At 64.9% G+C, this 26,900-nt stretch carries 24 protein-coding genes and 1 pseudogene; 19 read left to right on the plus strand and 6 right to left on the minus strand.

Annotation, left to right across the window (positions count from 1 at the left end):
* Position 1: 1 nt before the first annotated feature.
* From tsaB to tsaD, 3 genes are read left to right on the plus strand one after another with little or no spacing between them, the layout of a single operon-like run.
* Positions 2–691 (plus strand): tRNA (adenosine(37)-N6)-threonylcarbamoyltransferase complex dimerization subunit type 1 TsaB, encoded by a 690-nt coding sequence (tsaB, locus tag KVY23_RS17655; RefSeq protein WP_075838857.1) that lies wholly within the window; start codon positions 2–4, stop codon positions 689–691.
* Positions 688–1,164 (plus strand): ribosomal protein S18-alanine N-acetyltransferase, encoded by a 477-nt coding sequence (gene rimI, locus KVY23_RS17660; protein ID WP_230557614.1) that lies wholly within the window; start codon positions 688–690, stop codon positions 1,162–1,164. The genes tsaB and rimI overlap by 4 nt, the downstream gene beginning before the upstream one ends.
* 20 nt (positions 1,165–1,184) lie before the next feature.
* Positions 1,185–2,219 (plus strand): tRNA (adenosine(37)-N6)-threonylcarbamoyltransferase complex transferase subunit TsaD, encoded by a 1,035-nt coding sequence (tsaD, locus tag KVY23_RS17665; RefSeq protein ID WP_374108740.1) that lies wholly within the window; start codon positions 1,185–1,187, stop codon positions 2,217–2,219.
* Between the two features lie 4 nt (positions 2,220–2,223).
* Here tsaD and KVY23_RS17670 read toward each other — a convergent pair whose 3' ends face one another.
* Positions 2,224–3,906 carry an Hsp70 family protein gene (locus KVY23_RS17670; protein ID WP_230557615.1) on the minus strand — a complete coding sequence of 561 codons (1,683 nt, stop codon included), beginning with the start codon at positions 3,904–3,906 and terminating at the stop codon, positions 2,224–2,226.
* A 240-nt stretch (positions 3,907–4,146) separates the two neighbouring features.
* On the opposite strand from KVY23_RS17670, the gene KVY23_RS17675 reads away from it, so the two are divergent.
* The 4 genes and pseudogenes from KVY23_RS17675 to groL all read left to right on the plus strand — a co-directional run bounded on the left by KVY23_RS17675 (position 4,147) and on the right by groL (position 7,684).
* Positions 4,147–4,689, plus strand: coding sequence for a potassium channel family protein (locus tag KVY23_RS17675; RefSeq protein ID WP_206509655.1), 543 nt, complete (start codon positions 4,147–4,149; stop codon positions 4,687–4,689).
* A gap of 19 nt (positions 4,690–4,708) precedes the next feature.
* A pseudogene (locus tag KVY23_RS17680) lies at positions 4,709–5,484 on the plus strand (LLM class flavin-dependent oxidoreductase).
* Between the two features lie 191 nt (positions 5,485–5,675).
* Positions 5,676–5,975 carry a co-chaperone GroES gene (groES, locus tag KVY23_RS17685; protein ID WP_075838861.1) on the plus strand — a complete coding sequence of 100 codons (300 nt, stop codon included), beginning with the start codon at positions 5,676–5,678 and terminating at the stop codon, positions 5,973–5,975.
* Positions 5,976–6,070: 95 nt separating this feature from the next.
* A complete protein-coding gene (groL, locus tag KVY23_RS17690) occupies positions 6,071–7,684 on the plus strand; it encodes a chaperonin GroEL (protein ID WP_206509656.1) in 1,614 nt (537 codons plus the stop codon).
* Positions 7,685–7,770: 86 nt separating this feature from the next.
* Here groL and KVY23_RS17695 read toward each other — a convergent pair whose 3' ends face one another.
* Entirely contained in the window at positions 7,771–8,064 is a 294-nt protein-coding gene (locus tag KVY23_RS17695) for a WhiB family transcriptional regulator (RefSeq protein WP_075838862.1), read from the minus strand.
* Between the two features lie 788 nt (positions 8,065–8,852).
* Between KVY23_RS17695 and KVY23_RS17700 the strand changes: the two genes are divergently transcribed.
* From KVY23_RS17700 to KVY23_RS17710, 3 genes are all read left to right on the plus strand, one after another.
* Entirely contained in the window at positions 8,853–9,671 is an 819-nt protein-coding gene (locus KVY23_RS17700; protein WP_230557616.1) for a hypothetical protein, read from the plus strand.
* Positions 9,672–9,794: 123 nt separating this feature from the next.
* Positions 9,795–10,373 (plus strand): sigma-70 family RNA polymerase sigma factor, encoded by a 579-nt coding sequence (locus KVY23_RS17705; RefSeq protein ID WP_075838863.1) that lies wholly within the window; start codon positions 9,795–9,797, stop codon positions 10,371–10,373.
* Positions 10,374–10,494: 121 nt separating this feature from the next.
* Complete coding sequence (locus tag KVY23_RS17710) at positions 10,495–11,367, plus strand: anti-sigma-D factor RsdA (protein WP_230557617.1); 873 nt, start codon at positions 10,495–10,497, stop codon at positions 11,365–11,367.
* Positions 11,368–11,467: 100 nt separating this feature from the next.
* Here KVY23_RS17710 and KVY23_RS17715 read toward each other — a convergent pair whose 3' ends face one another.
* Positions 11,468–11,872 carry a DUF5319 domain-containing protein gene (locus tag KVY23_RS17715; protein ID WP_075838865.1) on the minus strand — a complete coding sequence of 135 codons (405 nt, stop codon included), beginning with the start codon at positions 11,870–11,872 and terminating at the stop codon, positions 11,468–11,470.
* A gap of 300 nt (positions 11,873–12,172) precedes the next feature.
* Here KVY23_RS17715 and guaB point away from each other — a divergent pair, with 300 nt between their 5' ends.
* The 4 genes from guaB to guaA all read left to right on the plus strand — a co-directional run bounded on the left by guaB (position 12,173) and on the right by guaA (position 18,478).
* A complete protein-coding gene (gene guaB / locus KVY23_RS17720) occupies positions 12,173–13,696 on the plus strand; it encodes an IMP dehydrogenase (RefSeq protein ID WP_075838866.1) in 1,524 nt (507 codons plus the stop codon).
* A gap of 52 nt (positions 13,697–13,748) precedes the next feature.
* Complete coding sequence (locus KVY23_RS17725; RefSeq protein WP_075838867.1) at positions 13,749–14,888, plus strand: GuaB3 family IMP dehydrogenase-related protein; 1,140 nt, start codon at positions 13,749–13,751, stop codon at positions 14,886–14,888.
* A gap of 173 nt (positions 14,889–15,061) precedes the next feature.
* The gene (locus KVY23_RS17730; protein ID WP_075838882.1) at positions 15,062–16,855 is read left to right on the plus strand and encodes an FAD-dependent oxidoreductase; all 1,794 of its coding nucleotides are present in this window, start codon (positions 15,062–15,064) and stop codon (positions 16,853–16,855) included.
* A 33-nt stretch (positions 16,856–16,888) separates the two neighbouring features.
* A complete protein-coding gene (gene guaA, locus KVY23_RS17735) occupies positions 16,889–18,478 on the plus strand; it encodes a glutamine-hydrolyzing GMP synthase (protein ID WP_075838868.1) in 1,590 nt (529 codons plus the stop codon).
* Between the two features lie 4 nt (positions 18,479–18,482).
* On the opposite strand, the gene KVY23_RS17740 is transcribed toward guaA, so the two are convergent.
* Entirely contained in the window at positions 18,483–18,728 is a 246-nt protein-coding gene (locus KVY23_RS17740; protein WP_075838869.1) for a hypothetical protein, read from the minus strand.
* Entirely contained in the window at positions 18,721–20,103 is a 1,383-nt protein-coding gene (locus tag KVY23_RS17745) for a PspC domain-containing protein (RefSeq protein WP_230557618.1), read from the minus strand. Before KVY23_RS17745 ends, KVY23_RS17740 begins: the two co-directional genes overlap by 8 nt.
* Before the next feature lie 170 nt (positions 20,104–20,273).
* Here KVY23_RS17745 and KVY23_RS17750 point away from each other — a divergent pair, with 170 nt between their 5' ends.
* A complete protein-coding gene (locus KVY23_RS17750; protein ID WP_083667625.1) occupies positions 20,274–21,584 on the plus strand; it encodes an ATP-binding protein in 1,311 nt (436 codons plus the stop codon).
* On the plus strand, positions 21,581–22,228 hold the full coding sequence (locus tag KVY23_RS17755; RefSeq protein WP_230557619.1) for a response regulator transcription factor: 648 nt from the start codon (positions 21,581–21,583) through the stop codon (positions 22,226–22,228). The genes KVY23_RS17750 and KVY23_RS17755 overlap by 4 nt, the downstream gene beginning before the upstream one ends.
* A gap of 69 nt (positions 22,229–22,297) precedes the next feature.
* On the opposite strand, the gene KVY23_RS17760 is transcribed toward KVY23_RS17755, so the two are convergent.
* A complete protein-coding gene (locus KVY23_RS17760; RefSeq protein WP_371829833.1) occupies positions 22,298–23,518 on the minus strand; it encodes a serine/threonine-protein kinase in 1,221 nt (406 codons plus the stop codon).
* A gap of 199 nt (positions 23,519–23,717) precedes the next feature.
* Here KVY23_RS17760 and KVY23_RS17765 point away from each other — a divergent pair, with 199 nt between their 5' ends.
* Genes KVY23_RS17765 through KVY23_RS17775 form a run of 3 tightly spaced genes read left to right on the plus strand, consistent with a single transcriptional unit; the run spans position 23,718 to position 26,898 of the window.
* Positions 23,718–24,542 carry a hypothetical protein gene (locus tag KVY23_RS17765; RefSeq protein ID WP_230557620.1) on the plus strand — a complete coding sequence of 275 codons (825 nt, stop codon included), beginning with the start codon at positions 23,718–23,720 and terminating at the stop codon, positions 24,540–24,542.
* Complete coding sequence (locus KVY23_RS17770) at positions 24,539–26,098, plus strand: DNA polymerase Y family protein (RefSeq protein ID WP_230557621.1); 1,560 nt, start codon at positions 24,539–24,541, stop codon at positions 26,096–26,098. Before KVY23_RS17765 ends, KVY23_RS17770 begins: the two co-directional genes overlap by 4 nt.
* A gap of 41 nt (positions 26,099–26,139) precedes the next feature.
* Positions 26,140–26,898 carry an alpha/beta fold hydrolase gene (locus KVY23_RS17775; protein ID WP_230557622.1) on the plus strand — a complete coding sequence of 253 codons (759 nt, stop codon included), beginning with the start codon at positions 26,140–26,142 and terminating at the stop codon, positions 26,896–26,898.
* Positions 26,899–26,900: the final 2 nt, after the last annotated feature.

The raw sequence follows: 26,900 nt of genomic DNA on the forward strand, positions 1-26,900 counted from the left end.
CGTGCTCGTTCTCGCCGTCGATACCTCCACTCCCGCTGTCACCGCCGGCGTCGTTCGTTTCGCACCCCGCTCGACGGCAGCCGAGGGAAGCGATGCCGGCATCGAGACTCTCGCGCAGCGCATCGTGGTCGATGCGCGACTGCATGCCGAGGTGCTCACCCCGAACATCGTCGAATGTCTCGAACAGTCGGCTCTCGCCCCATCCGATCTCGACGCCGTCGTGGTCGGCGTCGGCCCCGGTCCGTTCACCGGACTACGCGTGGGGATGGCTACCGCGGCCGCCTTCGGTGACGCCTTGGGCATACCGGTTCACGGTGTCTGCAGTCTCGACGCCATCGCCGCCGAATTGTTGTCGGAACCGGAGTTGCTGGTGGTCACAGACGCGCGCCGGCGTGAGGTGTATTGGGCGCGGTATCGCAATGGTGTCCGGGTGGCAGGTCCGCAGGTCTGTGGTCCCGAGTCGGTCGACCGCGGTGGAGCCACCGTGGCGGCAGGCTCCCCTGCGCACGCGGCACTGTTCGAGATGCCGGTGCGAGAAGTGACGTCGCCGACTCCGCACGGGCTGGTGCTGGTAGCGGCCACCGCATTGATCTCCGGAGCGACGCCGCAACCGCTCGTCCCGATGTACCTGCGGCGACCGGACGCGAAGACCATCGCCGAGCGGGAAGCAGCGAAGCAGGTCGGCAGATGAGCGTGGAGATCACGTCGATGGTGGCGGCCGATGCCGCGCGTTGCGCCGAACTCGAAAGCGTGTTGTTCCCGGGCGACGACCCCTGGTCCGAGCGTGCTTTCCTGTCGGAACTCGCTGCGCCGCACAATCATTACTTCGCTGCGCGAGAAGGGGACCACCTCGTGGGGTACGCGGGCATCGCTCTGCTCGGTCGGGGGGAAGCGGTCGAATCGGAGGTACACACCATCGGCGTCGACCCTGCCGCGCATCGCCGCGGAGTCGGCGGTGCCCTGCTGAAAGCGCTGCTCGACACTGCCGACCGGCACGGTGGCCCGGTGTTCCTCGAAGTGCGAATCGACAACACCCCGGCCATCGAGTTGTACAACAGGGAAGGATTCGTGGTGGTCGGCACTCGACGAAACTACTATCAACCCAGTGGCGCAGACGCTTTCACGATGCAGCGCCCGGTCGTGGGGGCGGTGAATCAAGCGTGAACGTCGACGGCCTGAAGGTTATGGGCATCGAAAGTTCCTGCGACGAAACCGGTGTGGGAATCGTGCGCTGGCATGAATCCGGAACCTGCGAACTACTCGCCGACGAGGTCGCGTCCAGCGTCGACGAACACGCACGGTACGGCGGTGTAGTGCCCGAGGTGGCCTCGCGTGCACATCTCGAAGCGATCGTGCCGACGATGCGGCGTGCACTGGCTACCGCCGATATCGACCGCCCGGACGCGGTAGCGGTGACGATCGGTCCGGGTCTCGCGGGCGCCCTGTTGGTCGGCGTCGCTGCTGCCAAAGCGTATGCGGCTGCGTGGGGTGTGCCCTTCTACGCGGTCAATCACCTCGGTGGTCACGTTGCCGTCGACACGCTCGAACACGGTCCGATGCCCTCGTGCGTGGCCCTGCTGGTTTCCGGTGGACACACTCACCTCCTGCACGTCGACGACCTCGGTGCGCCGATCGTGGAGTTGGGGACCACGGTGGATGACGCGGCGGGTGAGGCCTTCGACAAGGTCGCCCGACTCCTCGGACTGGGCTATCCCGGTGGTCCGGCTCTCGATGACGCTGCACGCGAGGGTGATCCCGCTGCGATTGCGTTTCCTCGAGGAATGACCGGCCCACAGGATGCGCGCTACGACTTCTCGTTCTCGGGTGTGAAGACCGCGGTCGCGCGCTTCGTCGAGGCGCGCCGTCGTGCCGGGGACAGCATTCCTGTCGCGGACATCGCGGCGTCGTTCCAGGAATCGGTTGCGGACGTGTTGACGATGAAGGCGGTGCGTGCGGCCGAGGACGTCGCTGTGGATACGGTTGTCCTGGGCGGCGGTGCCACGGCCAATTCCAGAATCCGATCGATGGTCGAGGCACGCTGCGGCGCAGCGGGTCTGACGCTCAGAATTCCGAAGCCGCGACTGTGCACGGACAACGGCGTCATGATCGCTGCATTGGGTGCGCACCTCGTCGCCGGGGGAGCCGAGCCTTCCGATTTGTCGGTGGCGACCGATCCGGGTCTCCCGGTTTCGACCAGTTTCGTCACAAAACGCAGCTAGCGGGTCAACCGACCGGTTCCGCCGCGTCGGACTCGGCAGTTCCGCTGCTCGGCGGCGGAGTCCATACCGTCGACGGGGGAGCCAGGGTGGGCGATGTCGGCTCGGCCTGGGCGTCCGTGGTGGGCGTGACCAGAGTGGGCGTCGCCCCTGTGGTAGCCGTGGGCGGTTCGGTCGTCGAGTCCGGCGTCGGCTCCACCGGAGTGTCCGATTCGGTGGGATTCTCGCTGGGCGGAACGGCGGTCGTCTCCTCGGGCGCCGGGGTGGCGTCGGGCTCCGTCGAATCGGTCGGGCTCGGCACTGCTGCGCTCGGTGGGGACTCCGGCTCCGTCGAGGTCGGCGCCGATCTCGCAGGGGTCGGGTCGGGCGCGAGCTGGCGGGTGGTCGATCGTGCGGGCCACTCGATGATCGGAAGGTCGGGCGCGGGCGTGAGTGTCGGGGTCGGGGTCGCGCGCGTAGTGGCAGGCCCGCCCCGAGGCATCGACGGCACACTGACGGTCGAATCAGTGCCGGTCGAGGTCGGAACCGAAGGCGCCTCGTCCTCGGGCAGTTCGGGCCGTGTCTCGTTGTTCGCCGATTCGACGGCCGAACCAGCCGGCGTGACATCGGCTTCGCCGCGCAGAGCAAGGGCCTGCACCCCGTAGGCCAGTACGATCACGCCGGCAACGAGTGCTGCGAGCACTGCGCCCGAATACTTGCCGACCGATCGACTACTGGTGTTCGTTGCGCCTCCGACGGTGTCGTAGGTGCTCGCGTAGTGCGTTCCGGCAGCATGCATACCTGCCGAGGAGTCGAGTGCGAGTCGAGCAGCGCCTTTCGCAAGCACGGTATCGGCCTCGTCGGGCACGAGCGTGGGGACCTTCAGCGCCGATTCGAACGTGGATCGCACGAGAGGAATGCTCGCGCCTCCGCCGATGAGAACGACAGCCTCTATCGCCGCGTCGACCGACGCGGCAGTCTCTCTCGTGAACTCGGCTACGCCGTCGACCCGAGGTCGTAGTGCATCCGCGAACGATGCCCGATCGACCGATGCGCCCTCGATCCCGCTCACAGCCGCGGAATCCGCAGTCGACAGGTGCTCCTTGGCCGCCCGGTATCGGGCGGAGATTCGGCTCCGCTCGCCGCGTTTGACCCCTCGGTCGTTACGCAGGCTCGGTTCCGCAATTGTGTTGTGACCGTGCACCAGGTTTCCCAGGATTCGGTCCGCCACCGTGCCGCCGAAGCGGTCGGTGCGATCGGCGGCGTGAACGGTGCCGGTGTGAGGGTCGATGATGGAAACTGTCGTACCGGAGGCGCCGATGTCGACGACGGCCACGGAGTCGTACCGCGCGACCAATCCCGAATTCTCGAGGAAAGCATGCGCCGCGGCGGCTTCGGGCACGAGAAGAACGCTGCGGTCCGAGTGGGCGAGCGCCGACCGGATCGACGAGGCTTGTTCGGTGGTGCGATACGACACGGCGATCGCGTTCGGCGCGCGTCGACCGGTTGCTTCCGGCGACGTGGGATCGGAAGGTGCGAGGGAGGCCATAAGTTCGATGGCCGAGGCCACGAGTTCGCCGATGTCGGAGTTGACATCCCCATCGGCGGAAATCGTTCGGTACTCGACCGAGTGGGTGCCATCGACGCATTCGACGAGGAGGACCGCGCACACCACGTCGGTGCCGGCGGATACTCCGATACCGATCTTCATGGTGCACCTCCCGCCTCGTTCGCATACGAACGCAGCCGGTGAGCCTGGTTCGCCGGTTCCGGCGCTTTCGGCCAGTCACCACGTGTATTCCTTCACGGATATCACGTCTCGTTATCTTAACGTTACAGAACCGAAAGGGTGAATGTGAAACGCGGCTCGCGCGAACGGGGGGCAAAAGCTGGAGCTCTGTTCGAGAATTCGAAGGTCCGGTCACAAACGATTCCTACGAAGGTGGAAAAGATGACGTCCTCGGATTCGTACCAGCAACTGGACGATTCTGCCAGGCGCGCGGTCATTCGGCGCGCAGTGCTCCGTCCGATCGCCACCGCGGTTGTGTTGACCACGGGCTACTTCGTTGTTCCGATGGACGACGTTGCCGATCTCGGTTCCGTAGTCTTGCTGGTGGCGACCCTGGTCGTGGTCGTACTGGTGTGTATATGGCAGGTGCACCGAGTGGTGCGTGCCGACTATCCGGCCCTGCAGGCCGGGGAAGCGCTCGGTGCAGTCATCTCCGTCTACCTCATCGGTTTCGCGGCGGGCTACTACCTCTTGGCTGAGCGTCATTCGGGCGATTTCTCCGAGTCGCTCACGCGCGTGGGAAGTCTGTATTTCACGCTGTCCGTTTTCTCGACGGTCGGCTTCGGGGATATCACCGCCTCGACCGATCTGGCCCGCGCAATCGTCTCGGTGCAGATGGTCTGCAATGTCCTTTTCGTCGCACTGGGCGGACGATTGCTCGTCGCGGCAGTGCGCCGCGGGCAAGCGCGGAAAGCTCGAGGCTAGTGCCGGTTAGGCTTTTTTCATGAGCAATCCCCCGTTCGAACTGGGAGTCACCACATTCGTCGAGACGTATCCGGATCCGCATACGGGCGATCTCACCTCGCACGGTGATCGACTCAGGCAGGTGGTGGAGGAAGCGCAGGCCGCCGAGGCGGCGGGTCTCGACATCTATGGCGTCGGTGAGCATCACCGTGAAGATTTCGCGGCATCCGCACCGGCCGTCGTACTGGGGGTGATCGCGGGCTCGACCCGGTCGATACGACTTACCAGCGCAGTGACCGTACTGAGTTCCGACGACCCTGTGCGGGTCTTTCAGGACTTCGCCACGCTCGATCAGATGTCGTCCGGGCGCGCCGAGATCATCGCTGGCCGAGGCTCCTTCACCGAGTCGTTCCCGTTGTTCGGCTACGACCTGCCCTGGCCGAGCTCGGCAAACCTCACGCCCCGATCGCAGCACATGCCCACGGGTATGTCGGCGATGCCACGCAGGCAGCAGCAGACGAGTTCTTTCCGCCCTACCGGGTGGCGATGTCCCACATCGGGCGCGAGCGAGGATGGGGACCGATTTCGCGGTCGTCCTTCGACGCTTCCAGGTCCCCGGATGGCGCACTCTACATCGGAGACCCTGCGGTCGTCGCCGACAAGATCGTCTCGACCGCGCAGCAACTCGGACTCGAGCGCTTCATGTTGCACATCAGCGTCGGGACCTTGCCGCACGAGAAAGTTCTGCATGCGATCGAGTTGCTCGGCACCGAGGTGGCCCCGCTGGTGCGTGCGGCCATGACGGACTGCACCTGAAGTGTTTGCACACGTTGGGGTTGAGTGCTGGCACTCGCGTGTATAGAGTGCTAGTTGGCGCTGAGCGAAGTCCCGGAACCCGCGACGACGGGAACGAGCGAAGAGCTGCGAACGTAGAACAATATCGGCAAAACACAGCAGTTCGGGGATCCGACCCCGGACGCGTACCCCATAACAATGGAGGGCTCAACGTGGCGAGCGTGAAAATCAAGCCGCTCGAGGACAAGATCCTCGTCCAGGCCAACGAGGCCGAGACGACGACCGCCTCCGGTCTGGTCATCCCCGACACAGCCAAGGAGAAGCCTCAGGAAGGCACCGTCGTCGCAGTCGGCGAGGGTCGTGTCACCGAGAAGGGCAACCGGATCCCGGTCGACGTCAAAGAAGGCGACACCGTCATCTACAGCAAGTACGGCGGCACCGAGATCAAGTACGCCGGCGAGGAGTACCTGATTCTGTCGGCACGCGACGTGCTGGCCGTAATCGGTAAGTAAGCCTCACGCATTCCGCCCCGGAGCCCGACACACTCGGTCCCGGGGCGGACTGCGTTTCGATCGACTTTCCGCACTCGAAGGAGTAGCCCCAGAAGATGTCCAAAGAAATCATTTTCAATGAGAACGCGCGTCGCGCTCTCGAGCGTGGCGTCGACAAGCTCGCCGACGCCGTCAAGGTCACGCTCGGGCCACGCGGCAGGCATGTCGTGCTCGCCAAGGCCTTCGGTGGTCCCACTGTCACCAACGACGGTGTGTCCATCGCACGCGAGATCGACCTGGAAGACCCGTTCGAGAACCTCGGCGCGCAGTTGGTCAAGAGCGTCGCGACCAAGACCAACGATGTGGCCGGTGACGGCACCACGACGGCAACCGTGCTCGCGCAGGCGTTGGTTCGCGGTGGACTCAAGAACATCGCGGCGGGTGCAAACCCCATCGCGCTGGGCTCCGGCATCGCCAAGGCTGCCGACAAGGTCGCCGAGGCACTTCTGGCTGCAGCGACTCCCGTCGAGGGCAAGGAAGCCATCGCGCAGGTCGCTACCGTTTCCTCCCGTGACCCTGAGATCGGTGAACTCGTCGGTGAAGCTCTCACTCGTGTCGGTGCCGACGGCGTCGTCACGGTCGAGGAATCGTCGACTCTGAGCACCGAGCTCACCGTCACCGAGGGTGTTCGGTTCGACAAGGGCTACCTCTCGCCCTACTTCGTGACCGATCTCGACTCCCAGCAGGCCGTGCTCGAGGACGCATACATCCTCCTGCACCGCGAGAAGATCACCTCGCTTCCGGATTTCCTTCCGCTTCTGGAGAAGGTCGCCGAGAGTGGCAAGCCGCTGCTGATCATCGCCGAGGACACCGAGGGCGAAGTTCTGTCCACCCTCGTCGTGAACTCGATCCGCAAGACGATCAAGGCAGCGGCCGTCAAGGCTCCGTTCTTCGGTGACCGTCGCAAGGCGTTCCTCGATGACCTCGCAGTCGTCACTGCCGGCCAGGTCATCACCTCCGATGTGGGTCTGAGCCTGAAGGAAGCCGGTCTGGAGCTCCTCGGCCAGGCTCGTCGCGTCGTGGTGACCAAGGACGACACCACCATCGTCGACGGGGCGGGCACCCAGGTCGATATCGACGCTCGCGTTGCGCAGCTGCGTCGCGAAATCGAGAACACCGACTCCGAGTGGGATCGCGAGAAGCTCGAAGAGCGTCTGGCGAAGCTGTCCGGCGGCGTCGCGGTCATCAAGGTCGGCGCCGCAACCGAGACCGAACTCAAGGAACGCAAGTTCCGTGTCGACGACGCCGTCAACGCGGCGAAGGCGGCGGTCGAAGAGGGCATCGTGCCCGGCGGTGGTTCTGCTCTGACGCAGGCCGCGCTGTCTCTCGCCGACGATCTGGGTCTCACCGGTGACGAGGCGACTGGTGTCGCAGTCGTGCGCAACGCGCTCAACGCTCCGCTGTTCTGGATCGCCACGAACGCCGGTATGGACGGATCAGTCGTGGTGAACAAGGTCGCCGAGCTGGCCAAGGGACACGGTTTCAACGCCGCGACCCTCACCTATGGCGACCTGCTCGCTGATGGTGTCGTCGATCCGGTGAAGGTCACTCGTTCGGCAGTGGTCAATGCAGCGTCCGTCGCGCGCATGATCCTGACGACCGAGAGCGCCATCGTCGAAAAGCCTGTCGAAGAAGAAGAGTCGGCGGGCGGGCACGGTCACAACCACTGACCTGAACTGCCGAGAACGAACGAGGACCCCGCCCGAGCAATCGGACGGGGTCCTCGTTCGTTTGATGTTCTCTTGCGTGTGCCCCGTCAGACGGCGATGCGGCGACGGTTGTGCCGTGCGTGCATTTCTCGTTCGGTCTCCGACATTCCGCCCCAGATTCCGTAGGGCTCGGAGACGCTGAGCGCGTGCGACCGGCACTGGGCGAGCACTGGGCAGCTTCGGCACATCTCTTTGGCGCGCATCTCGCGCTGGGCGCGTGCTCGGCCGCGTTCGCCGTCCGGATGGAAGAACATCGACGAGTCGACCCCGCGGCAGAGTCCGTGCATCTGCCAGTCCCAGATATCTGCGTTGGGCCCAGGGAGGTGGTTCGGTTGTGGCATGAGAGCTCCTAGGGGTGTGTGCTCGCCGGCTTCGGTTGTGGCGATGTTGCGGCGACGCGTCTGATCGACGCCCGGGATGGGGCTTTGTGTCCTCTGCGGTGAAGACGATGGTGTGGTCTACTCGTTCTGCAAAACCGTCGTGTGACGCCGGTCCGTAGGAACTGAAACAACGTTATGTGCGGCTGTGAAATGGCGTCAATAGCCCTCCACCGTGGCGTTTTGCATAGGTGAAAACCGAGAAATTAACTCCCGCGACATTTACTTGTACCACTTTTCGTGCGTGACGTCTGAGCGCTTGCGGATTCCCGGAGGCACTGCCATGGCGATGCGATGAGGATCGCAGTGTCGACCTCGGCGGTTGTCAGGTGCTGACAAGCGGTTGAGGTGGCGCTCACGTCGAACCGGCTACCGCCGTGAATCGCCTGCTCGCAGAGCTGTCAAGGAGTCATTGCGCGGATTGACGGCGGAGCCGGTACACGGCGGGGACAGGGTAGGAATTCGGGTCCCGCGCCACCGGTCCGAGTCCTCGGACGGGTGCGCCCGGCTCGAAATCGCAACCGGGTGCCTATCGACCGCAACAGTTCTGCCGAGAAGGCATTAACCTGTTGGATACGAAATGGACAGATTCAGCTCACATCGTGGTTACCGAACGAATTGTTAATTCCGTGAAACAAAGGGCCGAAGCGTCCATTTATCACCGTCGAGTCCGGGGAAAGTACCGAAACACGCAGTCGAAATGAGATCCGCAACCCCAACGGCTGGGGATCTTCTTACGTACTGTTCGACTCGTGAACGTGCCGACCGCTTGGGGACCCGATCCGGGCCGGTGGCCGTTACCCTCGGCCACCGATCCGACCGCGAAGTGGCACCGCGCAGTGGCGCTGGGCGGCCAGGGTAGATACAACGCCGCCGCCGCCGAACTCGACGCGCTCGAGGCCGAAGCAGGTGTGTCGGTAGCGTTGAGATCGCTGATGGCCTCGACGAGGGCTTCCTGGTCGAGGCAGACCGGAGGTCACGCCGTTGCCGCCGCGCACGATGGAGCCGCCCTCGCGCTGGTAGGCCTGACAGCAGACTCGGACTCGGCATCGGGGTCGGACTCGGCGGACGTCGTCGAGGCGCAGTGCGACGCGTTGACCGGACTGGCCGCAGACATGCTCGGCGTCGGACGTCTTGCCACCTCGGATGCCTTGCTCACCCGTTGTGGACATCTTTTGGATTCGGGTTGGCCCCCCGAGCCGATGTGGCGCCAGCAGCTGAGGATGCAGTGGGTACGCGCGGAACTCGCGATGGTCTCGGGTGACGGTCGGACTGCACTCCGACACGCCCTGGATGCACGTGAGCGTTCGACCGATACCATTTCGTTGCGCCACCGGGTGAAGACGGAGCTGATCACGGCGGCGGCGTACTGCACGGCAGGAGAAGTCGGGGATAGTCGCACGATCGCATACAGCGTGGTAGACGTCTGCGCCGAGCACGGGTTGGTCCCATTGCGCTGGGCGGCAGCGATGTTGCTGAACGGTCTCGGTGAGGTCACGACAGCACTGCCCATTGCCGACGAATGCGCGGTGATTCTGCGCCACCGTGGAGCGGTCCTCGCTGGTGCGTGAATCCGCGTACCGAGCGGTTCGAATCGGAGGGTGTGAGGTAGCTATTCTTACTAGGTTCCACCTACTGGTGGAAACGTCGTCGAACTCCGGCGGCGTCACTGTAACGCTGGGAAATCTTGAGCGATGAACAACACGGGTGAGGAGTTGGACTCCTTCGTCGTTGCCGCAGCGCAGGGCGAACGAGCCGCACTTTCCCGAGTGCTGGAAATCATCCGTCCACTCGTCGTGCGGTACTGCCGCGCGCGAGTGGGGTCTGCTGAGCGCGGTCAGCTCTCGGCGGACGACGTGGCTCAGGAGGTCTGCTTGGCCGTCATGACCGCCTTGCCGCGTTACCAGGATCAGGGCCGACCGTTCATGGCCTTCGTGTACGGAATAGCGGCTCACAAAGTTGCCGACGCGCATCGAAGCGCCTCGCGTAACAAATCGGACCCGGCCGCCGAAGTACCGGATGTCGTATCCACCGAACACGGACCCGAGCAGCGTGCGCTCGAATCCGAGTCCAGCAGACAGATGACCGAACTGCTGGGAACGCTTCCGGCGAAGCACCGAGAAATTCTGGTACTCCGTCTGGTCGTCGGTCTGTCGGCCGAGGAAACGGCGGCAGCAGTGGGCAGTACGGCAGGCGCGGTACGCGTGGCTCAACATCGAGCCCTCGCGAAGTTGAAGAACGAAGTTGTGAAAGCGGGTGAAATGTATGGCTAGGAACAACGGCCGTGATGGCATTCCCCGTATTGGTCGCCACGATCATTCGGCGCCGAAGCATGCCTCTGACGGGACTGTCGGCGATCTGTCGACAGAAACCGGTCCAGTAGACATTGCTGCAGTGCGACGAGACGACGAGTTCATCGAGGCGATCCGCGGTGACGGCCCGGTCGCCACGGACAACGCCGACGAATACCAGCTCGCACTGCTGCTGACGAACTGGCGAGCCGAGATCATCGCTCCAGCGCTTCCGTCGGGTCCCGAACTGGATGAGGTGGCCGCAGCGGTCGATCACGAGATCGCCGCCGCCGGTTTGTCCCGAAGGGCATCGGTCGGTAGGCGATCGAGTCTGCTCAGGCCAGTGGCGGGTGCCGCGGCGGCGATTGCCGTCGTCGTGGGCGGCTTGGTCGCCTTCTCGTACGATTCCGCGCCCGGAGATCCGCTGTGGAGTGTGAAGTCTGTCGTGTTCTCGGAGCAGGCCGATTCCACCGTCGCTCAAATTGAGACGACGTCGAAGCTGGAACAGGCCGAAGAACTGATCGCATCCGGCGATGTCGACGGAGCTCGGGCTCTCCTCGACGGGGCGGCTGCGAGTACCGGGTCGGTCATCAACCCCGCTCAGCGCTCCGATCTCGAGATCTGGATGCAACGATTGCTCGATCAAGTGCAGACGTTCGTGCCGACGATCCCGCCGATTCTCCAGGCCCCCATTCTGCCTGCACCCCCGGTCGGCACCGTGGCACCGGAAGCAATCCCCGGTGTTCCTGTGACGTCGGTTCCGCAGCAGCCGCTGCCGCCGATCACAACCGAGCCCGCGCTTCCGCCGGTATCGAGTGCGCCGGTATCGCCCGCACCCTCGGAACCGCCGGTTACCACCACCGTTCCGAATCCGACCATCTTGCGCGAGCCGAGCCCGACGGCAACTGCAAGTGGCTCGACTTCGGGCGGGACATCACAGCAACCGCGTGTCGACACGGCCGACAACGGCGGCTGAGCAGGATTCAGCCGAGTCACATGCAAAGGTGCCCTCCACGATTTCGTGGAGGGCACCTTTGCATGTTGGTCCGTACTCAGGGGCGCCGAAGCAGCCTGCGTCAGTTGTCGTAACCGTCGCCGTGCAACGCATCGTTCATCGATGCGTCTGCGTAGCCACGGCAGTAGTCCCACGTGACATACGCGTCCGGCACCGGATCGTATGCGGGCTCGTGAGGACGCACGGTGCCGTCGACGAGCAGCTGGAGAAGATTGGCTCGGAGCATGTCCCAGTCGTGGTAGTGATCCTGCTGGCAGTCCTCGCAGCACACGACGAGACCGCGGATGCCTCGGTGTCCGAGGAGAGCCTCGTACACGGCAAGGTCCGCCAAATCTTCCTCTACGGCGAGCCGCTCCTGAGGATCGAGTGGCTGGCCGGGTTCGATCGCGTCGAGGGCGGCCGAGGGGTCGGCGGGGTCACCGGCGAAGGGATCCGGCGGTAGACCTGGAGGCAATTGATCGCGCACGCCTCCACGGTACGCAGGATTGGTGGGTCTGCGCCAGCCGTTCGACTATCGGCACACCGAGATCAATGCGCGATCGTGGTTGTGCAGTCGGCCTCGACCGCGGCTCGTGCACGGGTCGAGCGCCCCCTCCGATGCGCGTTCACGCTGGTTGGGCGGAGCCGATACCATAGGCAGGCGCCGCGCGAGTGAGCGCGCGTACTCGCCGAAAGTTCTCCATCCGTTCTCGACACGCCTCTCGTCCACGCATCGTCTCTTGCGTGCAACGAGGAGCATCCAGGCTCTAGGGAGGGCCAGATCCACATGAGTAGTTCCGGAGCCCACGTCCGTACCGGCGGTGACGACCCCAACAAGGTCGCCATGCTCGGTCTGACCTTCGACGATGTCCTTCTACTGCCTGCTGCGTCGGACTTGATCCCCAGTGCGGTGGACACGTCCAGTCAGCTCACCCGTGAGATCAGGCTGAGGGTTCCGCTCGTCAGTTCGGCGATGGACACGGTCACCGAGGCGCGGATGGCCATCGCCATGGCGCGAGCCGGCGGCATGGGGGTCCTGCACCGCAACCTCTCCTGGCAAGACCAGGCCGCACAGGTGGAGACGGTCAAGCGGTCCGAGGCCGGAATGGTCACCGACCCGGTCACCTGCAAGCCGACGGACACCCTCGCCGAGGTCGACGCGATGTGCGCACGATTCCGGATCTCCGGGCTGCCCGTCACGGACGAGACCGGCGCGCTCGTCGGGATCATCACCAACCGCGACATGCGCTTCGAGGTGGACCAGAACCGTCGCGTCGCCGATGTGATGACCAAGGCTCCGCTCATCACCGCACGCGAAGGTGTCACGGCCGAGGCCGCGCTCGGACTGCTGCGACGCCACAAGATCGAGAAGCTCCCCATCGTCGACGGGCAGGGAGCGCTCACCGGACTGATCACAGTCAAGGATTTCGTCAAGACCGAGCAGCATCCGTACGCGACGAAGGACCGCGACGGTCGGCTGCTGGTCGGCGCCGCAGTTGGCGTCGGGCAGGACGCGTGGTCGCGGTCCATGGCACTGGCCGATGCGGGCGTCGACGTCCTCGTCGTCGACACTGCGCACGGGCACAACGCTCAGGTCCTCGAGATGGTCAGCAAGCTCAAGGCCGAGGTGGGCGAACGTGTTCAGATCGTCGGCGGCAACGTAGCGACCCGAGCGGGTGCGTTGGCGCTCGTCGAAGCCGGCGCCGACGGGGTCAAGGTCGGTGTCGGTCCGGGCTCGATCTGCACCACACGCGTCGTCGCAGGCGTGGGTGCGCCGCAGATCACCGCAATCCTCGAAGCGGTCACGGCGTGCAAGCAGCACGGCGTTCCAGTGATCGCGGACGGCGGACTCCAGTTCTCGGGTGATATCGCCAAAGCACTGGCGGCCGGCGCGTCGACGGCAATGCTCGGTTCGTTGCTCGCCGGTACGGCGGAGTCGCCGGGCGAACTGATTCTGGTCAATGGCAAGCAGTTCAAGAGCTACCGCGGCATGGGTTCACTGGGCGCCATGCAGGGACGTGGTGCGGTGAAGTCGTTCTCCAAAGACCGCTACTTCCAGGATGATGTGCTCGCCGAGGACAAATTGGTACCCGAGGGCATCGAGGGCCGCGTTCCTTACCGCGGCCCACTGAATCAGGTCATTCATCAGTTGACCGGCGGCTTGCGCGCGGCGATGGGCTACACCGGATCCAATTCGATCGAGGATCTGCAGAACGCCCAATTCGTGCAGATCACTGCCGCGGGTCTGAAGGAAAGCCACCCCCACGACGTCACGATGACAGCGGAAGCGCCGAACTACGCGACCCGCTGATCGCCTCGGCATCACAAGCGAATTTCATTGAACTCCAAGGAAAGGTGCGCGCGTGCGCGACCTCGTTGAAATCGGCATGGGCAGAGAAGCCCGGCGTACCTACCAGCTCGACGATATCGATATCGTGCCTTCGCGCCGTACGCGGTCGTCGAAGGAGGTGTCGACGGCCTGGCAGCTCGACGCCTATCGCTTCGACATACCGGTACTTGCTCATCCCACGGACGCGCTGGTCTCGCCGGAGTTCGCCATCGCGTTGGGCAAGCAGGGGGGCCTCGGAGTCGTCAACGGTGAAGGACTGTGGGCGCGCCACACCGATGTTCAGGCCAAGATCGACGAGCTGGTCGCCATCGCGGAGAACGACTTCGATGTCGATGCGCCCGTGGCCTTTCTGCAGAAGTTGCATGCCGCTCCGCTGCAGCCGGATCTGCTGGCCGCCGCGGTCGCTCGGGTTCGTGCGTCGGGAGTGACGGTCGCGGTGCGGGTGAGCCCGCAGAGCGCCAAGTGGTTGACCCCTGCACTGGTGGCGGCCGGTGTCGATCTGCTGGTCATTCAGGGCACCATCATTTCGGCCGAGCACGTTGCGCACAGCGACAGGGAGCCGCTCAACCTCAAGACGTTCATCTCGGACCTCGACGTGCCCGTCATCGCCGGCGGCGTGAGCGATCACCGCACTGCGCTGCACCTGATGCGTACCGGTGCCGCCGGTGTCATCGTCGGGTACGGCTCGGTCGAGGGCGGTACGACGTCGGGCGAGGTGCTGGGCATCGGCGTTCCCATGGCCACCGCCATCGCCGATGCTGCTGCTGCACGACGCGATTACATGGACGAGACGGGTGGACGCTACGTCCACGTCATCGCCGACGGTGACATCACCACCTCGGGTGCTCTTGCGAAGGCCATTGCCTGTGGCGCCGACGCTGCCGTTCTCGGCGCGCCGCTCGCTGCTGCCGCGGAAGCGCCGGGTGGAGGCTGGTACTGGCCGTCGGCCGCTGCCCACCCCTCGATGCCGCGCGGCGCTCTGCTACCCGTCGCTGCGGGTGAGCGCCCGTCCTTGGACGAGGTGCTGCACGGTCCGTCGAGTGAGCCCTACGGGTCCATCAACCTTGTGGGAGGTTTGCGTCGTTCCATGGCGAAATCCGGCTACTCGGATCTGAAGGAGTTCCAGAAGGTGGGCTTGAACGTTCGGGCGTAGCGCAATGGTGCCAGCTTGGTGACACTTCGAGTTACAGCTACAGTGGCATGTGTCAACTGTCATAAGCCCGTTGTCACCTCAGCGCGTATGTCACATACGATGTGGTCGCGATCACATCGTATGTGGGTGTCGATGAGCAACGGCTAGCTGCATCACGTACGGCGGAGGTCACCATGAGTGCACAAGCTCGGAGTTCACAGGCTCGCAAGACGGATTACGACGTATTGATCGTCGGATCCGGGTTCGGCGGCAGCGTCACCGCACTGCGCCTCGTCGAGAAGGGCTACCGGGTCGGCATTCTCGAAGCCGGACGTCGGTACGAGGACGAGGATTTCGCCAAGACCAGCTGGGATCTCAAACGCTTCCTGTGGGCGCCGAAGCTCGGTTGCTACGGCATTCAGCGCGTCCACCTGTTGCGCGACTGCCTGATTCTCGCGGGCGCGGGCGTCGGTGGTGGCTCGCTGAACTACGCGAACACGCTGTACCAGCCGCCGGAGCCGTTCTTCGAGGACAAGCAGTGGGCCCACATCACCGACTGGAGCAGTGAACTCGCACCGTTCTACGACCAGGCGACTCGCATGCTCGGAGTCGTTCGCAACCCGCACATGACACCCGCCGACGAGGTCATGAAGTCCGTTGCCGAGGACATGGGCGTCGCTGACACCTTCATCCAAACCCCGGTCGGTGTGTTCTTCGGCGACGAGCCCGGCAAGAAGGTCGACGACCCGTACTTCGGCGGCGCAGGACCCGAGCGGACAGGCTGCATCGAATGCGGCGAGTGCATGACCGGCTGCCGACACGGCGCCAAGAACACACTGCTCAAGAACTACCTCGCCCTGGCCGAACGAGCCGGCGCGGAGATCATCCCCATGACGACGGTAACCGGCCTGCGCGCCCTGTCCGACGGCACCTGGGATGTGACGACCGAGCGAACGGGCGCGTGGGTTCGTAAGGGCCCGAAGACCTTTACCGCCGCGCACGTCGTGCTGGCAGCCGGCACGTGGGGCACGCAGAACTTGCTCCACAAGATGAAGGACGAGGGCAAGCTGCCGAAGCTGTCCGACAAGCTCGGCGAGCTCACCCGGACCAACTCCGAGTCCATCGTCGGCGCGGCGAAGCTGAAAGTCGATCCGAACGTGGATCTGACCAAGGGTGTCGCCATCACCTCCTCGTTCCACCCGTCCTCGAACACGCACATCGAGCCGGTTCGCTACGGCAAGGGCTCGAACGCGATGGGACTGCTGCAGACGTTGATGACCGATGGCGGAGGCCGCATTCCGCGCTGGCTCAAGTTCTTGATCGCACTCCTGCGGAACCCGGCCGACTTCGTTCGCGTGGTCAACGTCAAGAACTGGAGCGAGCGCACCATCATTGCGCTCGTCATGCAGAACCTCGACAACTCCATCACCACGTTCACCAAGCGCGGAATCTTCGGTCGCAAGATCTCGAGCAAGCAGGGGCACGGCGAACCGAACCCGACCTGGATTCCCGAGGGGAACGATGCAACTCGGCGGATCGCGAAGAAGATCGGCGGCGTCGCAGGTGGCACGTGGGGTGAGCTGTTCAACATCCCGCTGACGGCGCACTTCCTGGGTGGATGCGCCATCGCGTCCGATCCCGAACACGGTGTCATCGACCCCTACCAGCGTGTTCACGGCTACCCGACGATGTTCGTCGTCGACGGTGCCGCTGTGTCGGCCAACCTGGGCGTCAATCCTTCGCTGACCATCAGCGCCCAGGCCGAACGCGCCGCAGCACTCTGGCCGAACAAGGGCGAGCAGGATCTTCGACCGCGACAGGGCTTGCCCTACGAGCGGGTGGATCCGATCGCTCCGAACAGCCCCGCGGTGCCCGCATCCGCTCCGGCGGCTCTGCGCTTGCCCATCGTCGAGATCCGTACTCCGGACCACAAACCGGATCACAAACCGGATCACAAACCTAAGCCTGCCACCTCGGGTGCTGCGTAATTCGCGGGCGGTGACCCCCACTAGACTGACCCGGTGACCGCATCGCAGCAGCCCGAAACTGCACTGCCCAGGCCCGTACTCGTCGTCGACTTCGGTGCTCAGTACGCACAGCTCATCGCAAGGCGTATTCGCGAGGCGAACGTGTTCTCCGAAGTCATCTCGCACACCGCTACGGTCGAGGAGATCGCCGAGAAGAACCCGGTCGCGTTGGTGCTCTCGGGCGGACCGTCCAGTGTGTACGCCGAGGGCGCTCCCGCTCTCGACAACAAGGTGTTCGACCTCGACATCCCGGTCTTCGGCATCTGCTACGGGTTCCAGGCGATGGCCCAGGCGCTCGGCGGAACGGTCTCGCACACCGGAACACGCGAGTACGGCCGGACGCAGTTGAGCGTCGACGGCGGTGTGCTGCACAAAGGTCTGCCTGCCACACAGCCGGTGTGGATGTCGCACGGCGACGCCGTCACAGCGGCACCGGACGGGTTCACCGTCACGGCGACGAGCGCGGGCGCACCCGTGGCAGCGTTCGAGAACACCGAGCGCCGCCTCGCGGGCGTGCAGTACCACCCCGAGGTGATGCACTCGCCGCACGGGCAGCAGGTTCTGAGCCGCTTCCTGCACGAGACGGCGGGCATCAAGGCCGAGTGGACGGCCGCGAACATCGCCGACGCTCTCGTCGAGCAGATTCAGGAGCAGGTCGGCCCCGACGGGCAGGCGATCTGCGGACTGTCGGGCGGCGTCGACTCGGCAGTGGCCGCCGCTCTCGTTCAACGCGCCATCGGCGACCGTTTGACCTGTGTGTTCGTGGACCACGGTCTGCTGCGCGAGGGTGAACGTGAGCAGGTTCAGCAGGACTTCGTGGCTGCGACCGGCGCCAAGCTCGTCACCGTGGACGCCGTCGACACCTTCCTCGGGGCACTCGACGGAGTCTCGGACCCCGAGGAGAAGCGCAAGATCATCGGCCGCGAGTTCATTCGCAGCTTCGAAGGCGCTGTCGCCGAGGTGCTGGGCGAGAACGCCTCGCACGGAGCCGAGGTGGAGTTCCTCGTGCAGGGCACCCTCTACCCCGATGTCGTCGAATCCGGTGGAGGTTCGGGTACTGCGAACATCAAGAGCCATCACAACGTCGGTGGTCTGCCTGACGACCTCCAGTTCGCGCTGGTGGAGCCGCTGCGGACGCTGTTCAAGGACGAGGTTCGTGCCGTCGGTCGTGAACTGGGTCTGCCCGAGGACATCGTCGGTCGCCAGCCGTTCCCCGGACCCGGCCTCGCGATCCGAATCGTCGGTGAGATCACCCGAGACCGGCTGGCTACGCTGCGTCAGGCCGATTCGATCGTGCGCGAGGAACTGACGGCCGCCGGGCTCGACGAGCAGATCTGGCAGTGCCCGGTGGTACTGCTCGCCGACGTGCGCAGCGTCGGTGTGCAGGGCGACGGTCGTACCTACGGTCACCCGATCGTGTTGCGTCCCGTGTCGAGCGAGGATGCGATGACGGCCGACTGGACCCGTCTGCCCTACGACGTGCTGGAAACGATTTCGACTCGGGTGACCAACGAGGTGTCGGAGGTCAACCGAGTCGTTCTCGATGTGACGAGCAAGCCACCGGGCACGATCGAGTGGGAGTGAGTAGCTAGTTTTTCTTGCGGCTCGGAGCCACCAGCAGAGTCAGTCCGATGACGATCGCCGCTATGACGAACACCCAGCGGAACTCGACGTTGCCGAGCGCTTCGATTGCCGGTGGCCCGATCAGCGCGCTCACGCTGACGATCATCGCAGCGAGGCCGACGAGGAAGAGCAGTGCCGACGGGCGGGAGCGGGCCATGTTCTGTTCGGGGGTGTCCTCGTCGCTGTCGCCGTATTGCCATGTCTCATTCACGGATGACCTCCAGGTTTCCGAATTGTACGTTTCCGTCGATCGTCAGGACGTGCGTGTTCTCGGCTGAGTTGCCGCGCTGGCGAACACTTTCGGGCTCGCACGAGGTCGAGCCGAAGACGGCTGTGCACTCGGTCAGCACGTTCATCGACGACGGGACGATCACGGTGGCGTTGCCCGCCGCGACGGTGATCTCGACCGTGGCGTCCTCGGTGAGCTCGAGTCCGAGCAGGTCGAGCTGCAGATCACCCAGCTGCACGGCGTAGCTCGGCTGCAGTTCGGCCAACGTGGTGGGCGCCACTCGCTGCTCACCCGAGTTGGCGCCGTCGATCGAAATCGGCCCCACGATCGAGGCGAGGACCACGAACGCCAGCAGGGGCCCGGTTACCACGAGCAACCCGTACCCCCTGCGTAGGAACGCACCGAGGATGAGTCCGACTGCGACGACGGCGAGAGCTACCGCGCCGATACGCGCGGGCGTCAGCCACGTCGAATCCGAGGCGTACGCGATACCCGCCGTCACGGCCGCGGCCACCAGTGCCAGTCCGATGAAACTCGTCGTCCACCGTGATCGGTGCTTCTTCTCCGCCGCCTCGGGTACCTGCGCCGACGCCGGTTCCGGCAGGTCCCAGGCGAATGGTGCGACCCCGAGCGGATCCCAGGACGGGGGTGTCGGCTGATCTGGGATCGCCGACTCGCCGGTGTCCTTCGTCAGATTCACCGATGTGGACTCCTCCGGCGGCGCGGCCGGACTCGGGTTCGGGACGTAATTGCTGGGAAGCGTCGTATACGGGGTGTACGGGGGGCGAGTGGCGTCATAGTTTGGTGGCCGGTAGTTGGCACCTGCCCAGGGGCTGTTCGGCACGCCCACGTTGGGGCCGTACGGGGAGTTGAACGAAATCGGAAAGCCCTGCTGGAGATAGGCCTGGGCGCCGTCCGGAAGAAACTCGGGAGGTTCGGGCCGGCGTTGATACAACAACCACCACCCAGCCAACAGAGCCACCATGCTGATCAATCCGGAACCGCCCATGCCGACTCCGACCGGTCCGATCGTCGAGACCACGATGACCAGAGCGACGATCAGAACCACGACCTTGGTCGTGGAGTCCGAGCTGCCGCCTTTGCCGATGAGAGATTCCGCGGGCGAGGCTGTGTCGCCTGCTTTGCTGAAGAGAAGCCAGGCCGCGAGGTAGAGGACGATCCCGGCGCCGCCGAAGATGGTTCCGACGACCAGGGCGACACGAACGAGAACGGGGTCGATGCCGTAGCGGTACCCGATGCCTGCGGCGACTCCCGCAATGTGGCCTCGCTGCGGCAACCGGTACGGACGAGTTCGCCACATATGTTGTAGCTGGTCGGAGACGGTTGCGTTGCTCATAGAACCATCGTGGTCCGTCTCGGCGGCAATTGCATCAGGGATCGCCCTGATCTTCTCCTGACCGAGTCTCGTCCTCGGTTCGAGTCGGTGGGCAGTGGAACATCAGGGCAGTGGAACATCAGGGGAGACCCTGATGCGGCAGACCTCCGATTCGTGCCAGGATCGGAGACGTGAACCATGTCGAGCTACTGCCCACGTCCGCGGGCCCCGATCCGGTGAAGTTCTACCGGCGGGGTGGCGGTCGCATCGTGGGTGGGGTGGCCGGCGGCCTGTCGGATCATTTGGGCGTCGACGTGTTCAAGGTCCGGGTGGCGTTCGCGTTGCTCGCCGTCATGGCCGGTGCCGGCATCTTCGCCTATGGGCTGCTGTGGGTGTTCACACCCGCGGGCACCGATGTGGACCGCCCGAGCGACGCGGAACGCCAGCGGGCGCTCGGACTCTCGGCGCTCGGTCTCGGTCTCGCCGCCGGATTGGCATGGTTGCTGGACGGCACCGCAGCATCGGTTCTGGTTCCGATCGTGGTGGTCGTGATCGGTGCGGCGCTGGTATGGCGCGAATTCGATTCCGACGGCCCACGTTCGGTTCTGGGCATGCCGAAGAAGCCGACCGTGCTCAGCTGGGCCCGGGTGGTAGGAGGTGCGACTCTCATCGTTCTCGGCCTGGGTGTCGTGGTTCTCGCACGTGTCGACATCGCAGCGGTCCGATCGTCGTTGTTGGCCGTCATCGTCACCCTTGTCGGTGCCGCGTTGCTCACCGTTCCGGTGTGGTTGCGGATGTGGCGCACGTTGAATACGGAGCGCTCGGCCCGTATTCGCAACGACGAACGAGAGGAGATCGCCTCTCACCTGCACGATTCGGTGTTGCAGACGCTGGCGTTGATTCAGAAGCAGTCCGATCAGCCGCAGGAGGTGATGCGGCTGGCGCGTGGTCAGGAGCGCGAGCTGCGAAAGTGGTTGTTCGAGGGCGGCGACCCGGACCACTCGTCGCTGTCCGAGGCGCTCAAGACCATCTCCGGCGAGGTCGAGGACCAGCACGGTGTGACGGTTCGGCCGATCACGGTCGGAGACGTGCAGCTTTCGGCAATCGACTCGGAATCCGGTCTGCCGCGTGAGCATTTCACCGCCTTGCTCGGCGCCACGCGTGAAGCACTGGTCAATGCCGCCAAGCATTCCGGGGAGACCAACATCGATTTGTTCGCCGAGACAGAACCGGACAAGGTGACGGTGTTCGTTCGCGACCGAGGCGCCGGATTCGACGAGGACCTCGTGCCGGTGGATCGGCAGGGCCTCGCCAAATCGATCCGAGGAAGAATCGAGAGGCGCGGTGGCGAGGTATCTGTACGCTCCCAGGTGGGCAAGGGAACGGAAGTCCGAATTCTGATGCCCCGCAACCGCACACCAGAGGAGCCTCAGCCAGCGGAACACGTCGATACCGAACAACCGCTACCGCAGCAGCCGATACCGCAGGAGCAGCCCAGGTGACCGACACTCTTCGTGTCTTTCTCGTCGACGACCATGCAGTGTTTCGTTCCGGGGTGCGCGCCGAACTGGGGCGTGAACCCGATCTCGAAGTGGTCGGTGAGGCAGGTGGCGTCGCCGACGCGGTGGCGGGCATCGAGGCCACCAAGCCCGACGTCGTGCTGCTCGATGTCCACATGCCCGACGGCGGGGGCGTCGCCGTCCTCGGGCGAATATCGGCCGGTCCGGTCTGCCTGGCGCTGTCGGTATCCGACGCGACCGAGGACGTCATCGCTGTCATCCGTGCAGGTGCGCGCGGCTATGTCACCAAGACCATCTCTGGGGCCGAGCTCGCCGACGGTGTGCGACGCGTCGCCGGGGGAGACGCGGTGTTCTCCCCTCGGCTCGCCGGGTTCGTGCTCGACTCGTTCACCGGAAAGTCGGCGGCGCCGGAGCCTCCCCTCGATCCCGAACTGGATTCGTTGACGCCACGCGAGCTCGAGGTGCTTCGGCTCCTCGCGCGTGGTTACACCTACCGAGAGATCGCCGAAGACCTGTTCATCTCGGTCAAGACCGTCGAAACCCACGCGTCCAACGTTCTCCGAAAGACGCAGCAGTCGAACAGGAATGCGCTCACGAGGTGGGCACACAACCGGCGCATCGATTGAGGGCGCTGACGCGCATGTGAGTGGAAATACACAGTGGGACACGTATTTCCGCGCACATGCGCGAAGCGCCTACAGGGCGATTGCGAGGATCGACAGTAGAACGATCACCGCGACGATTCCGGCCAGGATCACCGCGGGTGAGACGTCGACCTTGTCGCCGACGGCGTCGTCGATGCGGTCCAGGACCACATCGAGCGGATTCTTCTTCCTCGGGGGGTCGAATGGCGGCGGCGCGTACGGCTTCGGCTCGTGTCCGTCCAGGTTGCCACCGGAACGTACGGCGGGGAGTCCGGCGATGGTCTTGCCGAATTCTCGCGAGGGGCGGCGGGTTTCGGCGACGGGTGTGGACCGATGAGCCCAGGTGGGCACTGTGCCTTTGGACGAGGTGAGGGGTACACCTCGTAATTGCGCGATGCTCCCTCGGCTGTTGATTGCGCCGAGGATCATCTCGTCGCGTGCCTGCGTCATCGACGGTCGGCGCGACGGATCGGGTTCGAGCATGTGCAGCAATGCCTGGGTCAGATCACCGGACCTGGTGGGGGCGATGATCTGGCCTCGGGCAACTCGGTGGAGCAGCGCGATGGAATCCTGGTCGATGTCGAACGGCGGCTTGCCTTCGATGGCTGTGTAGAGCGTCGCGCCGAGGGAGAACACATCGCTCGCCTCGGTGGGATCCTGCCCGCGTGCGACCTCGGGGGCGAAGTAGGCCGGCGTACCGGTGATGACGCTCGAATCCGATTCCTCGACATCGCCTCTCGCGCGCGAGATGCCGAAGTCGCTGATCTTGACGATGCCCAGGGTGCGTCCGCGATCGGCGATCAGAATGTTACCGGGCTTGATGTCGCGATGGACGATTCCCGCCTCGTGCGCCTCGATGAGTGCGTCGGCCACCTGCGCTCCGACCTGTGCCACCTCGTACGGCGGTAGAAAGTCCGTGGTGTTGAGTGCCTGCGCGAGGCTGCGTGAGGGCATGTACTCCATGACCAGCCAAGGTTCACCGTCTTCGATCGCGACGTCGTACATGGCGATGGCGTGGGGGCTCGACAAGCGGGCGGCGATGCGGCCCTCGCGCATGGCGCGGTTGCGTACCTCGCGAGCCGCTTCGTCGCTCAGGTGCGCCGTCGAGGTGACCTGTTTGACGGCGACCTTGCGGGCGAGAAGTGTGTCCTGCGCAAGCCAGACCGCGCCCATTCCGCCACCGCCGAGCTTGTAGGCGAGGCGGTACCTGCCGGCGAGAAGGTAGTCGGGTCCCACAACCCGTGCGGTGCGTTGCTGCTCGGTCACGACCACAGGTTAGTGGACGGTGAGCATCACTGCCCGCAGGAGCCTTGTCATGGTCTCTACCAGCGAAAACGCTGTCGCCTTGACGAGCTGGCACCAGACCGGCTTTACTTGGAACGAGAATCGAAAGTGTGTTCGAATACTCCACTTCCCGTGTGTTCGAGCTCGCGAAATTCATGTGCTGGTTTCAGTGTGCAAGGGGAGTGACATGTCTGTATCGGATGCTTCCGCTTCGCCGGATGCGCTGGGTGGCCTGTCCCTGCCCGAGCGGGTTGCGTTGCTGCGTCGACGGATGGCAGAGGTGCCCTCGCGAGGGGAATCGGCGTCGGAGCGTATCGAGCATCATGAGACACAACCGGTCGAGGAACGATCGACTGCTTCATCCCCGAAGGCGGCCGGGCGCACGCGTTCTGTTCTCCCGGTGCCCGAGGTCATAGCCGGTGTGCTGCCGCATGGCGGGTTGGTCCGGGGGACTGTGGTCTCGGTGTCGGGCGCAGGCTCGTTGTTGCTCGGTGTGGTGGCTGCGGTGACGAGTGCCGGAGGACACGTCGCTGTCATCGGGCTGCCGCGGTTCGGCGTTCTTGCTGCCGTCGAGATGGGGGCGCAGTTGAACAAGTTGGCATTGATTCCCGATCCAGGGTCCGATCCGGTGGAGGTCGCGGCCATCCTGCTCGACGGTGTGGACCTGGTCGTGCTCGGTCTCGGTGGTGAATCGGTCGCGCCCACCCGAGCTCGGGCCGTGGTGGCGAGGGCGCGCAGCAAAGGCGCGACGTTGCTGGTCACGGACGGACGCTGGGACGGAGCCGAATTACGACTCGAAGCCTCGGTGCACGGGTACGACGGGCTCGGGAGCGGCCGGGAGTTGGGGCGAGGACGGCTTCGATCGATTCGGTTGTCGGTGTCCGCTCGAGGCAAGGCGATGCGTACCCGCACTGTTCGGCTCGACCTGCGCTCCGTCGGTGGTCGTGTCGAGTGGTTCGCCGACGAGCGTGACGCTGCGCCCCTATCGCTGCCCGTCGCGGTGTCGACATGAGCCGCGTTCTTGCGCTGTGGTGTCCGGATTGGCCTGCGGTGGCTGCGGCCGCTCTGGCGGACCTTCCAGCCACCCACCCGGTGGCTGTCACGTCGGCCAATCGCGTCATTGCCTGCTCTGCGACAGCACGAACGTTCGGCGTCAAGCGTGGTGTGCGGCGGAGGGAAGCTCAGGCACGCTGCCCGGAGATACATATCGCTCTGGCCGACGCCGATCGAGACGCTCGGGTGTTCGAGCCGGTGGTATCGGCCATCGCGGCCATCGCGCCCGGCGTCGAAGTGCTGCGGCCGGGACTGCTCGTCCTTGCCGCCCGGGGCGTTGCGCGTTACTTCGGGTCCGAGCATCTGGCCGTGGAACGGCTGATCGACGAGGCCTCGGCAGCGGGCGTCGAATGCCAGGTCGGGATAGCCGACGAGCTGTCCACCGCAGTGATCGCGGCGCGGCATGCGCAGGTGGTGCCGCGTGGTGGAGGCGCCGGATTTCTGTCACCGCTGCCGGTGGCCGAGCTTTCTGCCGAACCGAGCATGGCTGCAGCGAATCGTGATGAACTCGTCGACCTACTGCGACGCCTGGGTTTGCGAACCATCGGAGATTTTGCTGCGCTGACGCCGGGGGATGTGGCGTCGAGGTTCGGTACCGACGCGATCCTGGCGCACCGGAGTGCGCGGGGAGAGCCCGAACGTCCGCCGTCGGCTCGAGCACTGCCGCCGGATCTCGATGTGGAGTATCTCTGCGATCCGCCGATCGATCGAGTCGATGCGGCTGCCTTCGCCGGTCGCGGAATGGCCGAGCAACTGCACACCAAGCTCGCTGCCGCCGCCGTCGCATGTACTCGACTGCTGGTGCACGCAAGTACCGGTAGCGGCGAAAGCCTGTCACGGACATGGCGGTGCGCCGAGCCGCTCACTCCTGAGGGGACGGCCGATCGAGTTCGTTGGCAGCTCGATGGATGGTTGACAGGACGAAGCGAGAACAAACCGACGTCGGGCATCGTGGTCCTACGGTTGGAGCCGGTCGAAGTCGTCGCAGCCGAGGAATTGCAACTGGGGCTCTGGGGGAGCATCGGCGACGAGGACGAGCGGGCGCGTCGAGCGCTCGTGCGAGTGCAGGGCCTGCTCGGTGGCGACTCGGTACTGGGCGGCGTGCTCAGCGGGGGGCGGGGTCCGGCCGAGCGGATCACGTTGCGTCCCCTCGGCGACGAGCTGGTACCGCTGACGGATCCAAGCGCTCCGTGGCCTGGGCGATTGCCCGAACCAGCGCCGGCAGCGGTGATCGTTTCGCGACCGGCAGTGACTCTGATGAATCGCGCCGGGTCGGGCGTCGGTGTCACCGAACGTGGCCACTTCGACACTCGACCGGCGCGCATGCGTTGGGGAACGAAGGAGTGGGACCTCGCCGGGTTGGCCGGGCCATGGCCGGTCGACGAGCGTTGGTGGGACGGTGGTCTCACAGCGACCGGACCGGTGGCTCGTGTGCAGGTGCTGCTCGCGGACGATCGAGCGTTGTTGCTGGTGTTCGATGGGGGACAGTGGCGGGTGGAAGGTATCTACGAATGACAGACCGCGCGACAGACACAACGGCCGCTACTGTCGAAGCAATGGAGATGACGACGGAGACTGTCGAACTGGGTGGCATCGATATTGCGTATCGCTCGTTCACCCCGGCGCTGAAAGCCGATGACGTGCCCGTTGTGCTGGTGCACGGGATGGGCGGCGACGGCGGTACATGGGATCGTTTCGCGCGGACGCTGACCACCAACGGCCGCCACGCCATCGCCGTCGATCTACGCGGACACGGCCGTAGCGCGCACACGCCGACCTACGAATTCGAGTCCTTCGGAGGAGATCTTCTTGCGTTGATCGACCATCTCGGGCTCACCGAGGTCGACATCGTGGGACATTCGCTCGGCGGTTACGCCGCCACCGTGGTGGCGCAGCGCCGTCCGACGCTCGTACGTCGGCTCGTTGTCGAGGAACTGCCGATTCCGATCAGACCAGGTGATGCGCCACCGAAGCTGACCGGGAAGTTTCCGTCGATCACCGAACTGTGGCATGCCGGAACCACCGTCATTCGGCACCCGCGCGCCGCGCTGGCATTCGATCGGTCGATGACCGCACCTGCGCTCGAACAGTTCCGCAAGCCCAATGCGCAGTGGTGGAAAGCGCTGTCGGATATCGCTGCTCCTACTCTGATTCTCCGCGGAGGTCCAGGTGGGATGGTCGATCCGGTACGTCTGGAGCTCATGACAGGTGCGATACGCGATTGCCGAGTCGAGGTGTTTCGCAGCGGACACAGCATCCACCGCGATGCCTACGCGGCGTTCGAAGCGACAGTTCTGCCGTTCTTGACCTACTAGGA

This window comes from Rhodococcus sp. I2R, assembly GCF_020889545.1.
GTDB lineage: Bacteria > Actinomycetota > Actinomycetes > Mycobacteriales > Mycobacteriaceae > Rhodococcoides.

Coding starts and splice junctions, on each gene's coding strand:
- rimI (WP_230557614.1), top strand. CDS start 688: ATGAGCGTGGAGATCACGTCGATGGTGGCGGCCGATGCCGCGCGTTGC.
- tsaD (WP_374108740.1), top strand. CDS start 1,185: ATGGGCATCGAAAGTTCCTGCGACGAAACCGGTGTGGGAATCGTGCGC.
- KVY23_RS17670 (WP_230557615.1), bottom strand. CDS start 3,906: ATGAAGATCGGTATCGGAGTATCCGCCGGCACCGACGTGGTGTGCGCG.
- KVY23_RS17675 (WP_206509655.1), top strand. CDS start 4,147: ATGACGTCCTCGGATTCGTACCAGCAACTGGACGATTCTGCCAGGCGC.
- groL (WP_206509656.1), top strand. CDS start 6,071: ATGTCCAAAGAAATCATTTTCAATGAGAACGCGCGTCGCGCTCTCGAG.
- KVY23_RS17695 (WP_075838862.1), bottom strand. CDS start 8,064: ATGCCACAACCGAACCACCTCCCTGGGCCCAACGCAGATATCTGGGAC.
- KVY23_RS17705 (WP_075838863.1), top strand. CDS start 9,795: ATGAACAACACGGGTGAGGAGTTGGACTCCTTCGTCGTTGCCGCAGCG.
- guaB (WP_075838866.1), top strand. CDS start 12,173: ATGAGTAGTTCCGGAGCCCACGTCCGTACCGGCGGTGACGACCCCAAC.
- KVY23_RS17730 (WP_075838882.1), top strand. CDS start 15,062: ATGAGTGCACAAGCTCGGAGTTCACAGGCTCGCAAGACGGATTACGAC.
- KVY23_RS17745 (WP_230557618.1), bottom strand. CDS start 20,103: ATGAGCAACGCAACCGTCTCCGACCAGCTACAACATATGTGGCGAACT.
- KVY23_RS17765 (WP_230557620.1), top strand. CDS start 23,718: ATGTCTGTATCGGATGCTTCCGCTTCGCCGGATGCGCTGGGTGGCCTG.
- KVY23_RS17770 (WP_230557621.1), top strand. CDS start 24,539: ATGAGCCGCGTTCTTGCGCTGTGGTGTCCGGATTGGCCTGCGGTGGCT.
- KVY23_RS17775 (WP_230557622.1), top strand. CDS start 26,140: ATGGAGATGACGACGGAGACTGTCGAACTGGGTGGCATCGATATTGCG.